At 54.1% G+C, this 15,561-nt stretch carries 13 protein-coding genes; 9 read left to right on the top strand and 4 right to left on the bottom strand.

Annotation, left to right across the window (positions count from 1 at the left end):
• The first annotated feature begins 59 nt into the window (after nt 1–59).
• From C8R31_RS06915 to yut, 8 genes are all read left to right on the top strand, one after another.
• Nucleotides 60–905 carry an urease accessory protein UreD gene (locus tag C8R31_RS06915; protein ID WP_258192604.1) on the top strand — a complete coding sequence of 282 codons (846 nt, stop codon included), beginning with the start codon at nt 60–62 and terminating at the stop codon, nt 903–905.
• Nucleotides 906–1,015: 110 nt separating this feature from the next.
• On the top strand, nt 1,016–1,318 hold the full coding sequence (locus C8R31_RS06910) for an urease subunit gamma (protein WP_107693289.1): 303 nt from the start codon (nt 1,016–1,018) through the stop codon (nt 1,316–1,318).
• 31 nt (nt 1,319–1,349) lie between these two features.
• Nucleotides 1,350–1,658, top strand: coding sequence for an urease subunit beta (locus C8R31_RS06905; protein WP_107693288.1), 309 nt, complete (start codon nt 1,350–1,352; stop codon nt 1,656–1,658).
• 36 nt (nt 1,659–1,694) lie between these two features.
• Nucleotides 1,695–3,401 (top strand): urease subunit alpha, encoded by a 1,707-nt coding sequence (gene ureC / locus C8R31_RS06900; protein WP_107693287.1) that lies wholly within the window; start codon nt 1,695–1,697, stop codon nt 3,399–3,401.
• A gap of 106 nt (nt 3,402–3,507) precedes the next feature.
• On the top strand, nt 3,508–4,032 hold the full coding sequence (gene ureE, locus C8R31_RS06895) for an urease accessory protein UreE (RefSeq protein WP_107693286.1): 525 nt from the start codon (nt 3,508–3,510) through the stop codon (nt 4,030–4,032).
• Between the two features lie 9 nt (nt 4,033–4,041).
• The gene (locus C8R31_RS06890; RefSeq protein ID WP_107693285.1) at nt 4,042–4,719 is read left to right on the top strand and encodes an urease accessory protein UreF; all 678 of its coding nucleotides are present in this window, start codon (nt 4,042–4,044) and stop codon (nt 4,717–4,719) included.
• Nucleotides 4,720–4,736: 17 nt separating this feature from the next.
• Nucleotides 4,737–5,372, top strand: a complete 636-nt coding sequence (gene ureG / locus C8R31_RS06885; RefSeq protein WP_107693284.1) for an urease accessory protein UreG — start codon at nt 4,737–4,739, stop codon at nt 5,370–5,372.
• A 137-nt stretch (nt 5,373–5,509) separates the two neighbouring features.
• The gene (yut, locus tag C8R31_RS06880; protein ID WP_107693283.1) at nt 5,510–6,469 is read left to right on the top strand and encodes an urea transporter; all 960 of its coding nucleotides are present in this window, start codon (nt 5,510–5,512) and stop codon (nt 6,467–6,469) included.
• A gap of 93 nt (nt 6,470–6,562) precedes the next feature.
• Here the strand turns inward: yut and C8R31_RS06875 are convergent, their stop codons facing one another.
• Complete coding sequence (locus C8R31_RS06875; RefSeq protein WP_107693282.1) at nt 6,563–7,318, bottom strand: carbonic anhydrase; 756 nt, start codon at nt 7,316–7,318, stop codon at nt 6,563–6,565.
• A gap of 125 nt (nt 7,319–7,443) precedes the next feature.
• Nucleotides 7,444–10,539, bottom strand: a complete 3,096-nt coding sequence (locus C8R31_RS06870) for an AAA family ATPase (protein WP_107693281.1) — start codon at nt 10,537–10,539, stop codon at nt 7,444–7,446.
• A 981-nt stretch (nt 10,540–11,520) separates the two neighbouring features.
• On the opposite strand from C8R31_RS06870, the gene C8R31_RS06860 reads away from it, so the two are divergent.
• Nucleotides 11,521–11,949: a hypothetical protein gene (locus C8R31_RS06860; RefSeq protein ID WP_107693279.1), complete on the top strand. Its 429-nt coding sequence runs from the start codon at nt 11,521–11,523 to the stop codon at nt 11,947–11,949.
• A 69-nt stretch (nt 11,950–12,018) separates the two neighbouring features.
• On the opposite strand, the gene C8R31_RS06855 is transcribed toward C8R31_RS06860, so the two are convergent.
• Nucleotides 12,019–13,677: an alpha-glucosidase gene (locus tag C8R31_RS06855; protein ID WP_107693278.1), complete on the bottom strand. Its 1,659-nt coding sequence runs from the start codon at nt 13,675–13,677 to the stop codon at nt 12,019–12,021.
• Between the two features lie 317 nt (nt 13,678–13,994).
• Nucleotides 13,995–15,518 carry an amino acid permease gene (locus C8R31_RS06850; protein ID WP_258192603.1) on the bottom strand — a complete coding sequence of 508 codons (1,524 nt, stop codon included), beginning with the start codon at nt 15,516–15,518 and terminating at the stop codon, nt 13,995–13,997.
• Between the last annotated feature and the right edge of the window lie 43 nt (nt 15,519–15,561).

The following is a 15,561-nucleotide window of genomic DNA, read 5'->3' as shown; positions in this document are numbered from 1 at the left end:
GACCGGGCTCCAATGCTCCAGTCCACGGTTTACACGTGGTGCCGTATCCAGCACAGCCGATGACCAACGTACCGCATACGCCACTGCAAGCTCGGCTATCCCTCGGATACTCCGAGGATAGGGGCACCACACGGCTGGTGGATCGCGACCATTACGGCCCCTTGCTGGTACAAAAACCTCTCTATCCGGAAGGCCGGGAAGTCTGCCATACAGTCATCATCCACCCGCCCGGCGGCGTGGTGGGCGGAGATGAGCTGGAGATCACGGCAAATGTCGGCAAGGCGGCGCAGGTGCAAATCACTACCCCCGGTGCTGCCAAGTGGTACAAGGCCAACGGACATGTCTCGCACCAAAATATAAGGCTCAATGTCGGTGCCGGGGGATCGCTTGAGTGGGTACCACAGGAAACCATCTTTTTCGACAATGCGGACCTCGTGCTGGACCATCAAGTCAGGCTGGAGAAGGACGCGAACTATATAGGGTGCGAGATTCTCTGCTTCGGCCGCACGGCATCCGGTGAGTCCTTCAATGGCGGCCGTATCCGGCAACGCACTCGCATCTATCGCGACGGAAAATTGATCTGGCTGGAGCAGATCCGGCTGCTTGGAGGGAGTGGGGCCATGAGAGGGCCTCTCGCCCTGGCGGGCAGGACAGTTTGCGGAACACTGATTTTGACCGGAAGAGCAATCCCCCGGGAGTTGATTGAGTCAGCAAGGGAAGGGGCGGAGAGCATCGCGGGAGACGCGAGTCGCGTTGGCGTGTCCCAGTTGAAGTCGGCGGTGGTCGTACGTTATCTGGGTGACTCCAGCGAAACCGCTCGGCGTGTCATGTTGCATATATGGGGGTTGTTTCGCCCGGCAATGCTTGGTCGCGCTGCAATCGTGCCACGCATGTGGAACACATGATCCCCCGCTCCAGGTGGGCATTTTTTATTTTGGAAAAGATTTGCGGAAGATTGCTCAAACTTGCAATCGCGTTTACGGCTTGACAACTATTTTTTACTGAGGAGAAGACAATGGACCTTACACCAAGGGAAAAGGACAAGCTTCAGATATTTACCGCCGGCTTGGTGGCGGAGAGGCGCAAGGCGCGTGGCTTGCGCCTCAACTATCCCGAAGCGGTCGCGCTGATTACCTGCGCCGTGATGGAGGGCGCTCGCGACGGCAATACAGTGGCCGAACTCATGTCACACGGCACCCGCGTGCTGTCGCGGGCAGACGTGATGGAAGGCGTTCCGGAAATGATTCCTGATATCCAGGTCGAGGCCACCTTTCCGGATGGGACCAAGCTGGTAACTGTCCACAACCCTATTCCCTAAAAACAAGGAGACCAAGATGGCAAGATTACCAATGGTCCCGGGCGAAGTGTTTGTGCAGCCCGGCGATATCGAACTGAACGTCGGCAGAAAAACCAAGACCCTGAAGGCTTCGAATGGCGGAGACAGGCCTATACAAATCGGTTCGCATTTCCATTTTTATGAAGTCAATTCGGCAATGCAATTCGACCGCGAAGCTGCTTATGGCATGCGCCTGAACATCATGGCGGGCACGGCCGTGCGTTTCGAACCGGGCCAGGAACGCACCGTTGAACTGGTCGAACTTGCTGGGGAGCGGACAGTGTACGGTTTTAACCAGAAAGTGATGGGTAAACTGAAATAACTGTTTACTCCCAATAAAACTACAGAGGAGCGAAAAATGACTTTCAATATGTCCCGTCAGGCCTACGTCGAAATGATGGGCCCCACTACGGGTGATCGTGTCCGGCTCGCCGATACCGAACTTTTTATCGAGATTGAGAAAGATTTCACGACCTACGGAGAGGAAGTAAAATTTGGCGGCGGCAAGGTGATCCGCGACGGTATGGGGCAATCACAGCGCAATCATGCCGACGTAATGGATACCGTCATCACAAATGCAGTGATCATCGATCACTGGGGAATTGTCAAGGCGGATATTGGCCTGAAAAACGGCATGATCGCGGCGATCGGCAAAGCCGGAAATCCGGATATACAGCCGAACGTCACAATGAACATCGGCGCAGCAACCGAAATCATAGCCGGTGAAAATCTTATCGTCACTGCCGGTGGCGTTGACAGTCACATCCACTTCATTTGTCCGCAACAGGCCGAAGACGCCATGATGAACGGCATTACCACAATGCTGGGCGGCGGCACAGGCCCGGCTGTGGGAACAGCGGCGACGACTTGTACGCCAGGGCCCTGGCATATTCATTCGATGCTGAGGGCGTCAGACGGCTTGGTGATGAATACCGGCTTTTTCGGAAAGGGCAATGTCAGCCTGCCGACACCGAATGAGGAACAGATCCTGGCGGGTGCATGCGGCCTGAAGCTGCACGAAGACTGGGGCACAACGTATGCCGCGATTGATAACTGCCTTTCCGTTGCCGACAAGTACGACATCCAGGTCGCGATCCATACGGACACGATCAACGAAGGCGGCTACCTGGAAAACACGCTCGCTGCGATGAAAGACCGCACCATTCACACGTTTCATACCGAAGGTGCCGGAGGCGGGCATGCGCCCGACATCATCGCCGTGGTAGGCCAGGAGAACGTCTTGCCGTCCTCCACCAATCCCACCCGTCCGTACACGGTCAACACCCTGGACGAACACCTGGATATGCTGATGGTATGCCATCACCTGCATGCCAATATCGCCGAGGATCTGGCATTCGCAGAATCCCGCATCCGTAAGGAGACCATCGCAGCCGAGGATATCCTGCATGACATGGGCGCCATTTCAATGATGTCGTCGGATTCGCAGGCGATGGGCCGAATTGGTGAAGTGGTCATGCGCACCTGGCAGACGGCGCACAAAATGAAAATACAGCGCGGCACGCTGCAGGAGGACACTTCCAGGAACGATAATTTCCGGGTCAAGCGTTATATCGCAAAATACACCATCAACCCTGCGATTACGCATGGCGTTGCGCATGCAATCGGTTCGGTCGAGGTGGGCAAATATGCCGATCTGGTCTTGTGGAGGCCCGCGTTCTTCGGCGTCAAACCGTCGATGATTCTGAAGGGCGGAATGATTGCCGCATCCCTGATGGGTGATCCTAACGCCTCGATTCCTACCCCGCAGCCGGTACATTATCGTTACATGTTCGGTGGGTACGGCGGGGGAATCAAGACCTCGTGCTTCACGTTTACCTCGCAGGCGGCTATTGACGGTGGGCTGGTGGACAGCCTGAAGCTGGACAAGAACCTGATTGCGGTCAAGAACACACGTAATCTGCGCAAGAAGGACATGATCCACAATGGTGCGACCCCAAAAATGGAAGTCGACCCTGAAACCTACGAGGTACGGGCCGACGGACAGCTGTTGACCTGCGGCGCAGAAGATGTTCTGCCCATGGCCCAGCGCTATTTCCTGTTCTGAGTATATCCGCGTAGAAGCGCCGGTCGTGGATTCACATGCCGGCCGGACTACAGGGTATGCCTTTGGCAAGCAGGTTAGACGTCAAATTGATCTTTGAGGCAAAAACATGCTTACGTTGAACACTAAGGTGGACCGCACGGATTCAATCTTTGCGGAGCTAGTCCTGCCTTATGAATTGCGGGAAAACAGTCGCCTGCGCGCCGCGCTCGCGTCCGGAGAGGAAGTTGCCATTTTTACTGTGCGAGGCACTGTGCTGCGGAATAACGATTTGCTAAAGGGCGACGATGGTCGCGTCGTGCAGATTGTTGCGGCGCAGGAACCCACCTATCGTGTCACCTGTGGCACGCCCGACAATTTGCTGCGCTGCGCATTTCATCTCGGCAATCGTCATACTCAGACGCAGGTGGGGGAAGGCTTTTTACGAATCCTCCAGGACAGCGTGCTGAAGGAGATGCTGGAGGGGCTGGGCGCGACGGTGACGGCGGAAAATGCGCAATTTGAGCCGGAGGCAGGCGCGTACAGTGGGGGCGGGCACCATCACCACGACGGTCACCACCACCATGCCCGTGGCCCGCTTGCGCCCATCCCGGTGCACCAGAAGATCCATCGGCCGTCCGATTCAAAGTCCTAGGCGATAACCATGCGATCCAACGCGTTGCTTCCCTTGTTGCAGCTGGCGAGTCCGTCACTGCCGGTTGGAGCATATACCTATTCGCAAGGGCTGGAGTCGGCTATCGAAAAAGGCATCGTCAAAGACGAATGCTCAGCGCGGGAGTGGATTACCGAGTCTCTTGGAATTGTCGGGGACTTCGAAGCGCCGATCCTCTGGCGTTTGCTAAATGCTTTTTCAGCGCGGGACACCGCTGCCGTGACACATTGGACGGAAAGTTTTGTCGCCGCGCGCGACACTGCGGAGTTTCGTGCAGAGACAATACAGATGGGATATTCGCTCGGCAAGCTGGTGGCCGATCTGAAGATTGCGGACGATGGTTTGCTGGCGATATTGGCGAGCCAGGCGGAGGTACCATTGCCCACCGCATTTGCTTGTGCCGCCGAAGCGCTGGGGGTGCCGCACGAGGACGCTCTGCTTGGAATGCTGTTTTCCATGGTCGAGAACCAGGTGCTCGTGTGCGTTAAATCGGTCCCCCTTGGTCAGGTTTCCGGACAGCATCTCCTGCTTTCTCTCCACAGCGCAATTGAAGCGGCAGCGCTTCGTGCGCGCATGCTCGCGGATGATGAATTGTCCAACTGGGCGCCGGGGTTATCTTTATTTTCTATGCAGCACGAAACGCAATACTGCAGGGTTTATCGATCCTGAATTTTCTGGAAATAGACATGAAAACACAATCAAATCCACTGCGCGTCGGCATCGGCGGTCCGGTTGGCTCCGGAAAAACCGCATTATGCGAAGCGTTAAGCAAAAGAATGCGGGATCGCTATGAAATGGCGGTTATCACCAACGACATCTACACCAAGGAAGACATGGAGATCCTGTTGCGCGCCGACGCGTTGCCTGCGGAACGCCTGATGGGTGTGGAGACGGGCGGCTGCCCGCATACGGCAATCCGGGAAGACGCCTCGATCAACCTGGAAGCGATTGCGCGCATGACTGCAGACTTTCCCGATCTTGACCTTATCCTGGTTGAATCAGGCGGCGATAACCTTGCCTCGACTTTCAGTCCGGAGCTTTCCGATCTTACCATCTATGTCATTGACGTGGCTGCTGGAGAGAAGATCCCTCGCAAGGGCGGACCGGGGATTACCCGGTCCGCGTTGCTGGTTATTAACAAGATAGATCTTGCGCCATACGTGGGGGCAAGCCTGGAAGTAATGGCAAGGGATGCGAAGAGGATGCGGGGCGATCGCCCCTTTGTCTTTACCAATCTCCACACAGGGGAGGGCGTCGATCAGGTTATCGATTTCATCGTGAAGCAGGGGTTGCTGGACGAGGTGAAGTTGCAGCGGCAGTGATGCCTTTGCCTTGCTCATCCCAAGGGAGCGGATAAAAGGCCCCGCTGATCTGGCAATGAGAAATGGCTGCATTGCGGATACGGCAAATAAAGGTACCGTTGAAAAGGTACCGATAAAAAATACCGGAGCTGATAATCATGAATTGGTCTTCTTCAATTGACGGAGCTTTTCCCAAGCCGCTACGCGTGATTCTGAGAGGGGTCGGGCAAGTATTCTTCTGCTGCAACGCGTTAACGGGACTTATCTTTCTGGTTGCGCTATATATCGGCGGTTTAAGCGCCGGGGCTGCCGCGACGGTCGGGGTGATAACCAGTACGGTTACGGCATATCTGCTCGGCTTTTCGGAAGATGACATTGACGCCGGACTATACGGATTTAACGGCACGCTCGTCGGACCTTGCCTGTTTCTATTCCTTGAGCATTCCCCGCAGCTCTGGCTCTATGTGGTGCTTGCTTCGATGTTGTCGACTGTCGTGCTGGCGGCCTTGATGAGGATCCTTCAGCCCTATAACGTTCCCGCCTCTACATCGCCGTTTGTGCTGACCTGCTGGATGTTCATGGTTGCGGTGTATTCTTTCGACAGTTTCTCACGAGGCGCCATTCTGCCAACGCCGCTTATTCCGTCTGAAGTGACAGGCGTGGAGGCAATTCCGGTGGATATGTGGTTAACGGCAATTGCCAAGGGTATCGCGGAAGTGATGTTTGCGGATAGCATTGTTGTGGGCATCCTGTTCCTGATCGGTATCGCGATTGTCTCTTTGCGGGGCGCGGCGATGGCGCTAACTGGATCTGTCGTCGGTGTGGTAGTGCCGACCCTGCTCGGAGCCAATCAAACCCTGATCGAAATGGGATTGTATGGGTTCAATCCAGTATTGACGATGATGGCGATTGGATGGGTTTTTCTCAAGCCCTCTGGGAGAAGTGCCGTGCTGGCGTTGCTGGCAGGTATCCTTACCGTCGTGTGTCAGGCAGGTCTCGCCAATTTTCTCGCACCGGTGGGGTTGCCAACGCTGACTTTCCCATTTGTTCTAGTGATGTGGATGTTCCTGTTTGCCGCGGCCAAGTCCAAGTACTGGTCAGATACGGCTGCGAAGTAGACGGATTCAAGCGATTATTTAAAGGGAATCCGGGAGGTCCATCTACCCTGATTCCCTGATTTCACTGCGCCTTGAGCGGAGCGTAAGCCCCGTTCAGGCAACCTGGTCAACCTTGCCGGTTGTCAGGTTGTAGACTCCTCCCGCCACCATAAGCTTGCGGTCAGCGACCAATTTACTCAACACCGGAGGTTGTTTTCGCAACTTTTCCACGGTACGAATCACATTCATTCTGACCACATTGTCAAAACGGTCCCCCGGCATGTTCTTTGCCGCCCTGACCGCAGGCGCCAGTGCGCTTGCAATCGATTGTATATGCCCCGGGAATTGTTCGTGATTATCAACTGCGTTTATCGCTGCGCGGACCGCGCCACATGCTTGATGGCCAAGAACCATGATCAGGGGTGTATGCAGTACGACTGAGGCATACTCAAGGGTGGCAACAAAGTCGGTGGTGAGATAATTGCCGGCCACGCGAGCGACAAACAAATCTCCACGTTGCTCGTCAAAGCAGAACTCGGGGCTTACTCTCGAATCGGAACAACTCAGGATGGTGGCATATGGATTTTGTCCGGTCACCAGGGCCGCACGGTCGGCTGAGAAATTGAGAGGGGTGGACTGGCCCGCAACGTAGCGCGCGTTACCTTCCATTAACCGCTCGAAGGCGGCATCAGCACTCAGCACATTTTCTGGTAATGGCGGAGATCTTCTCCCATCTGATGCTAACGTCGCCTTGACGCCTATGCCGGCCAGTCCCAGACCGAGTGCTGATGCTGTCCCCAGTTTTAGCAATATGCGCCGGTTCACATCCGGCCGTGGTCCTACCCTTTGATGGTTATTGTCTTCGCACATACTGCATCAAGTCCTCAAACTAGGCTGGTCGCTTTTTATACAGCGACATGGGAGATATTTCATAGGTCAGGCACACCATCGGATATACCGGCGTTGAGAATCATCGGGTCGAATTAGCTGCATCGCTAGTCGCGCATACAAGGAACCGGATTATTTCCCATCAAGGCCGCCAAACCTTCACTCAAAGGATCAGAGCTTGGTAACGATTGAAGTAATTGCCGAATCACACTCTGCTTTTTGAATTGGCATAGATGAGCTCTACGTGTTTCACCTCGCAGATAATAGTATTTCTCGGCAGTGGCATATACGCGCCAGGCGGCAAGAGGGAGTTCAGCTTGCTCTATTATACTTAGTGCCACTGAAATCTGAGACTCGGCTTCATCAAGTCGCTTTTCTTTTAAAGCAATCTCTGCGTACATATGATAACTGAGCGCAAGATAGGTGCGCTCGGGCGCTCGAGCCGAGTAATCTTGCAATTGTTCAGCGTAATGACGTGCCCTTTCAAATTCTCCTAATGCCAGCCAAGCTTCGCAAGCTCCGAAACAAGCCGGGAAGAAATAGTTGCTGAATACCGGCAGCGTTTCATCTTTTTTGGCATGAAAGAAAGTTTCAAAACATCGGACAGCACCTGCGTAATCTTTTAATCCCAGTAGCGCTCGTCCAAGGATAGCCGAGCAGTGAACGGAGATGAACGTGAACCATTCGCCCGAACTCGCGGATAGCGCTTCCTCACAATACGTTTTGGCGCCTGCATGATCGCCGGCTTCAACATGTAGCCAACCCATTAGGATTTCGTGATGCAAACGAAGGGGCAAACTTGCCTCGTTGGATTCGAACGCTCGCCTGCTCTCTTCCGCGATCTGTCGCAACTTTCCCCACTCGCCCAGGTGCAGCAAAGCTAATCCCGCATAGTAGTGGCCCACTATAAACATGTAGCCATCGCCGAGCGTACGTGATAAAGCCAAAGCCTCTTCCGATAATGCCCAGGCATTTTTATAGCGTGAGACCAATAGTTCGACATAAATATGCTGTGTCAGCCGCGAGTGCATTACAAGCGGACTCTTGCTGGCCCGGGCCACATCCATTGCTTCATGGCAGGCACTGGCGAAATCTGCGCGCCATGGACCAAAGGCAAGATTCATTCCGCCCCACATCCCTTTAACCATTGTCTGAAGAATTTTGTCTTCGAGGTCTTTGCTGCGTTCCATCGCTTGTTCCGCCAGACCCAGGCATTGCTGGCGATCCAGCCATACCGAGATACGGCTCAATTCGAGAAGCGCTAAAACCTCTGCTCGGCCGTTATGCGAGGCCTTCGCCGTGGCGAGCATATTCTCCAGGTCGGCTTTGGCGCTGCCGATTTCGCCCATCGAGCGGCGTATGGCTGACGACTGTTTCAAGAGTTCGATGCGTGTTTCCGCCTGCTTTTCGTGCGGCAGTCGCTCAACCATGTTCAATGCTCGCACGAGATAGTCGCACGCCTGACGGTTCGCAAACCGCTGCGCCGCGTTGGCTGCCGCTTTTGGCAGATAAAGGACTGCTCGACTCCAGTCCCATCCCTTTTCGAAGTGCAGGGCCAATTCAGCGATATTCTTCAGTTCCTGCTTGCCTTGAAGCCGTTCAAGGCATTCGCCAATGCGCAAATGTAATCTGATGAGCTGGCTGGCGGAAAGCCCCTGGTACAGCACCTCCACATATAAAGCGTGGCGGAATGCATAATTACACACGACCTCGCCTTGGGGACCCCGCTCCATGCCATCCAAAAGCAATATCTGGCCACGTCTGACCAGCGCATCGCAAGCGCTGTCTACCTCGGCCACGTCCATATCGAGCACCGCACCGAGCAATATCGGGGAAAACTGAGATCCTATCGCGCTGGCGCTCGCCAGCAGGCGCTGTTCGTCCAGGCTCAACCGTTCTATCTCGCATTCGATTACGCGACGGATACTTTCCGGCAGCGCCTGGTCCACGACCATTTCCATGGAAAGAGGCCGCTTCTGGTGCTGGCTTACCAGATATTCGATCAGATTGGAAACAAACAGGGGAAGCCCACCCGTCCTCGTGAAGAGCGCCTGGCTCACCGAATCCGGAATTTCCATATCCGGGAAACGACAGACCATGTAGTCTTTGACCTCACCCTGGGAGAACGGGGTGACCGCGATATCGGAGCTGACGCCTCGCATCTGCAGTTCCTGATGGATCAGGGTGACGGAATGGGCGCGCCGGCTGGCGTCAGCTGGCCGGTAGCTCGCCATAATCATTAGAGGCGCCGCCTCATTACGGCGAGCCAGCAAGCTGAGAAAATCCAGGGTAGCGTCATCGCTCCAGTGTAGATCTTCCAGCACCAGAATCAGAGGTCTACCCGTGCTTAAAGCTTCCAGCAGCTCACATCCTTCCCTGACCATGCGTTCGCGACTTGCCCCAAAGATTTGACGTTGAAGCGCCTCTCGTTCTTCAGGTTTCAGTACTGACGGAAGTTGTGCGAGCCAGACAGGTGCATGCTTGTGCAGTAATTCGATCATCTCCGCGCCTTCTGGGCCGCGGCAGCGCTTCTCCATCGCTTCGATCATAGGCAAGAGCGCCTCACCTTCACCGAAATGCTTCACGCAACGCATGCGTAAGATCATTGGCGCGCAACCGGTTATCTGGTCTGGTTGACTCACCTGATCGATGAACATTTCGATCAGGGTGGTTTTGCCGATTCCAGGCTCGCCTGTCACAAAGACAACCTGGCGGACATTCTCCAGGGAGAGCCGCCAGACCGTTAGTAACGTAGCTTGCGCCGTCTCGCGGCCGACCCAGTAACCTGACCTGTTCGTTAATGGGATTTTGTGCCGAGAAAGGGGAGAGCGGGCGGGAGACGTTTCCTTCTTGTTTTCCGGGTGAATTTCAGTAACCGGCGCGGCAAAGCGATAGCCGCGCCGAGCAATCGTTATCAGATAGGCTGGAGCCTGGGCATCGTCGCCAAGCGCCTGGCGCAGGTCATTAATGCACACCTTCAACACCGCCTCGCCGACGCAACGATTCCGCCATACGGCATTCAACAACTCATCCTTTGTTACGAGCTGTCCACGCCGTTCAATCAGATAGCATAACGCGGCAAAATTTTTGGGCCGTAGCGGCACCACCTGATCATTGCGCCAAAGGGTGGCATTGGCTATATCCAACGTGAAGGGAGAGAACTCCCAGCAACGGGTCGGCGTTTTAGTATCTATCCATTCCATCTTCCCTCCCCAAGAACGGAAATCATGAAAATTTAACCGAAATTTAACCGTTTCTTTACGACTTTCTGGGTTCGTTTACGTATCGTTGATCCGCTCCTCGCAGATTTATAGCGTGGTTAGACGAATTTTCGAAAGAGAAGCGAAAAGGGAAGGTCCACGCCAACCATTCACGAATCTGGAAATCCAGGAGGAACTTAATAATGAAAAAATCAAGATTAATAGATATGTTCGGTTTAAACGACAATCCGGGAAATAACGATCAGCTCGCCAACTTGCTCTTCCACTTGGAATCGGAGGAGCACATTCCATGTAAAGATGGGGCCGAGCGCTCTTCCTCACCGTTCTACATATCAAATAAACGAAAGCAGTCCCTGCGTAACTCTGCGATAAACTGAATAGTGACGGGATTTCCTCAGGTTTGTCAAACACGTCCCTGATCCGGCTTAGTTTAAAGACTACGCCCGAATCAAGTGGCATAGCGGGGCGTCGGGAAGCATTGCCTTCCCAAGTTCAGTCCAGGCGTTCGTTTTTCCTCCCGGGATTGCCTAAGCTGTCTTGCTTGGTTGCTATCGAGGCAACGTACTGCTTCCTATGATAAAACATTTGCTCTGTGATGCCGAGGCGGCGAATCGGCTCCGTCCGGGCAAGCCCGCCCAGTTTCCCGAATTACCGCAACTGCCCCAGAGCGATCGGTTTTTTCCTCATGGAAACTCCTTTCCTTAAACGTAAGTTTCGCCGAAACCCGACATTGACGCTCGTTACATTTTGCATGCCCGGTCAATGTTCAGAGCCGGGCAGACCGGTTTGAACATTGGATAACTGTCCCGTTAGTGATCAAGAATTTCTGAAACCGCCCGTTAATCGTCTTGAGTACTACTAATATGTAGTAACAGGAGGGATAAGCGTGTCCAGCAGTTACGGAGCCTTTGTAAGATGGAGCCTGTATCGGACTCGTCCAGAACCTGATTAATGGGAGAGAGTATGCGCGAGGTCATAGGGTTGGCATTGTCAACCATGCTATTCCATTTGAGCAACCGGATGGGTACAGTCATTAAACTGACGGGTCGAGGGTGGAGGCAACCATATCGAGCGTATTATAGATTAGTCGATGCTTCTCAACGGGCACGAACGTGGGGACAACGTTCCGCAGGAAATAGCGAGCGCGGCGAGCAATTGAGGCTGGGCGCAGCGCGCGAAAAAAGGGCGACGTTTGGACCCTATCATGGAAGGATAATTACCCTGATGATGGGACGGGACGCGCGTCCGGCATCCAATGGAAGAGGCGCAAATCTATTTCTGGATTCAGGGAACGAGGCGGGGAATGGCTCGGGGAACCAGACTTCCCTGCGTCCGGTAGGCTTAAGCGGGGATCCGATCAAGCCCTATGGCGAACACACTGGCCAGACATAAGGGCGCAATCTCTCGGGAAGGTACCGACAGGATCAGCTGAGGCCGCGTTGGGAAGTGTTGATGATGTGCTTAGTGATGCGCTGCCACCATCACCCGTCCTTCAAATGGCTGTAATTGAGCCGCCTCGCCCTGAGTATGAGTCGATAGCAGCACGTTATTGTCAAGCGGGACTTTCAGACGATATTTCGACATGTTCAGCAGCACCAGATATTTGTCGTCACCCGCAATGCGGTAATAGGCCAGCATCTTGCGGGTGCAAAATTCGTGCGCAATCTCGAGCCTTCCGGCGTTTAACGCCCGGGTTTCATTTCGAAGACGAATTACCTTCCTGTAAAAATTGAGAAGCGAATCAGGTTCAGCCATTTGCCTCTCCACATTTATTTCCCTGAAATTTTCCGCTACGGGCAGCCACGGTTGCGAGGAAACGTGGCAGAAGCCAGCGTTCGCCTCTTCGTTCCATAACATGGGGGTGCGGCACTCGTCCCGGTTGAGAATTTCGGCGCTTCTGTCCACGAGGAATTGTGGAACCCACTTGTGTTGCATCGCGATTGCATCTTTTCCATGCCTGAGAGGAATGCGTACTCGGGGAATACCAATCTCATCCCCAAAATAGGTAAACGGGATACCTCTGCAGGTAAACTGAAACAGGGCCAGCAATTTCGCTTTTTCCACGCTTCCGCCCATGCGGCTGATCACACGGGTACGGTCATGGTTGGCGAAAACGAGGGTGGGCATCAACGGCTCCGGGAAATGCTCCTCAAATCTCATCAGCATATCGCGGTAATTTGGCGCTTTAAATGGTGTTGAGACCGCTTTGAAAAGGAAGATAGCGTTGAGGCCATTGCGGCCTTTGTCGTAACAGAAGCGGTTGATCAGTCCCTCGTCCCCATGCGACTCGCCTATCAAAATCCTTCTGGGGCTATCGAACTCATCCACCACATTTCTCAGTTCAGCAGCAAATTCGAAGCTTTTTTCGTGCAGGAAGTTGTGCTTAAGATGCTGAAAAAATATTGATAGGGATTTATCGGAGGGGGCAAGGCGAAAACTAAGCGGATTGTCGCGGAGTTCAGGATCTTCATAGATCGCGCTAATAATATCCAGCCGGAAGCCATCCACGCCTTTGTTTAGCCAGAACCGGGCAATATCGAACATGGCGTCCTTCACTTCAGGATTATCGTAGTTCAAGTCCGGTTGAAAAGGTAAGAACGCCGTGTAGTTGAACTGTTTTCTTTCGGGATAATAGGTCCACGCCTTGTTTCCGGCCATTGCGCGCCAATTGTTAGGTGGCGTCGTGCCCTTCCTGCCTTTTCCATTTCTCCAGATATACCAATCTGCCTTGGGATTATCGCGCGAACTGGCGGATTCCTTGAACCACGCATGTTCGTTTGAAGTGTGATTCAATACCAGGTCGAAGACGAGCTTCATACCTCTGGCGTGCACCTCCTGCAACAGTTTTTCGAAAAGCGCCATGTCGCCATAATGCGAAGAGACCGAGCAATAATCGCTGACATCATATCCAAAGTCTTTTTGCGGACTTTCCGTGAACGGTGAAATCCAGATAGTTTCATATCCGAGGTAATGGATATAGTCGAGTTTTTCAATAATGCCGGGTATATCTCCAATACCGTCACCGTTGCTATCGAAAAAGGAGCGCGGATAGATGTGATAAACGGTGGTTTTTTTCCACCATTCGGCGTCCTCGGAAGCGGAAGCGGAGTTGGGTGACATATTTCCCTGAAGGAATTCCCCCTGAGCTCAGGTTGAGAAAGGATGGCTAGGATTTAATGCAACTCATCCTGGCAACGTCGAGAAAGGCGCAGGTCCTATTGCAGTGGTGGATTGTGGAGCTGGATGCTTTCTTGCGAAATAAGGCTGCCGGTTTCATCAACAGAAGACCGCGAATCGTGTGCGTGAGTTCAATTCGTGCTGTTTATTTCCCGCAGGAAACTGGCTAACGTTTGTTGAGATCTCGGCAATTGCGTCTTTTGCGTCTTTTGGTATGCAGCCGATACCCAGGTGGAAGCAAGATAGCCGCTTCTGTTAACTCAATTGATCGCCTGGGGGTTGGCCAAGTGACTGCGTCGCCGCGCATAGCCGAAATAGAGAATCAGTCCGATCGTGGCCCAAGCGAGAAATAGACGGATGGTGCCCCAGCCCAGGCTGACAAAGAGCAGGGCGCACCCCGCCATTGCCGTGGGGCCGACAAGCCAGATCATTGGTGTTCTAAACGGCCGATGCCGCCCAGGCTCACGCCGACGCAATACCATGACCCCCAGCGCGACCATGAAGAACGCGAACAGGGTGCCGGAGTTCGAGATATCAGCCAGCGTTCCGACGGGGAATAAGGCCGCAAATAATGCTACCGCGGCGCCGGTTACCAGCGTGACGACATGTGGCGTGTGGAAACGCGGGTGTATGTGAGAGAAAACCGCAGGCATCAGTCCATCCCGCGACATGGTGAACAGGACCCGGGTTTGACCGTAAATCATCATGAGCACTACCGAAGGGAGGGCAATAATTGCCGCGGAGGCTACCCAGTTCCCTACCGTGGGGTATCCCACTTCGCGCAGCACGAACGCCAGGGGTTCCTTGGACAGGGATAGTTCGCCCCCGGGCTGAGAACCGACCGCCCCCACAGCGGCATAGGCGACTACCAGATAAATCAGTGTGCAAACCGTCAATGAGCCGATGAGACCGATCGGTACATTGCGGTTAGGATTTTTCGTTTCTTCCGCTGCGGTCGAGACGGCGTCAAAACCTACGTAAGCAAAAAAAATGGAAGCGGCTGCACCGAGCACCCCGACGCCGGAAAACGGCGTCCCCCAGCCATTGGGAAGCATAGGTTCGAAGTTGACGGAATTTACCGCCGGTAGGGCGAGGACGATAAATGCCGCGAGCGCGACAATTTTCACTATAACCAGAAGTGCAGTGAATTTGGCGCTTTTCCCGGTACCCGTGATTAGCAGCAATGTGACCAAAAGCGAGACCAGAAATGCCAGTATATTAAAGCCGCCTGCGGAGGTTGTGGCCGTGGTCGCGCCCGGGGTAGTATCCCCCGCCAAAAGAACCGTGTCGAAAGGCCCTGCGGTCAGGAACAAAGGCAGTCCATAGCCTATTTCGTGCAAAAACCCGTTGATGTAGCCGGACCATCCAACGGCGACCGCGGCGGCCGCGATCGCATACTCCAGAATGAGCGCCCAGCCTACCATCCAAGCGATCAGTTCGCCAAATACCGCATAGGAGTAGGTGTAGGCCGATCCCGCGACTGGCACCATTGCCGCAATCTCGGAGTATACAAGGGCTGTCAGCGCGCATACGAACCCAGAAATGACAAACGAGTACATCATTCCCGGGCCGGCCTTCTCTGCGGCGACCGAAGTCAATACAAAAATACCGGTACCGATGATCGCGCCGATCCCGAGCATGGTGAGGTCAAATGCGCCCAGTTGTCGCTTAAGCCCCTTTCTCTGCGCTAATTCAAGTATATGGTCGAGGGATTTGACGCGCTCAAACAGCATGTTTTCTCCAGTTATCGAGGCGTACGACTCGCCTTTTGTTTTTTTAGTCAAGCGCGACTGCTGTCTCACAAGGACGGTATTCTAAACCAGAGGA

The sequence above is a fragment of the Nitrosospira sp. Nsp2 genome, from assembly GCF_003050965.1.
In the GTDB taxonomy this organism is placed as follows: domain Bacteria; phylum Pseudomonadota; class Gammaproteobacteria; order Burkholderiales; family Nitrosomonadaceae; genus Nitrosospira.
This window is presented reverse-complemented; position numbering and strand designations above follow the sequence as displayed.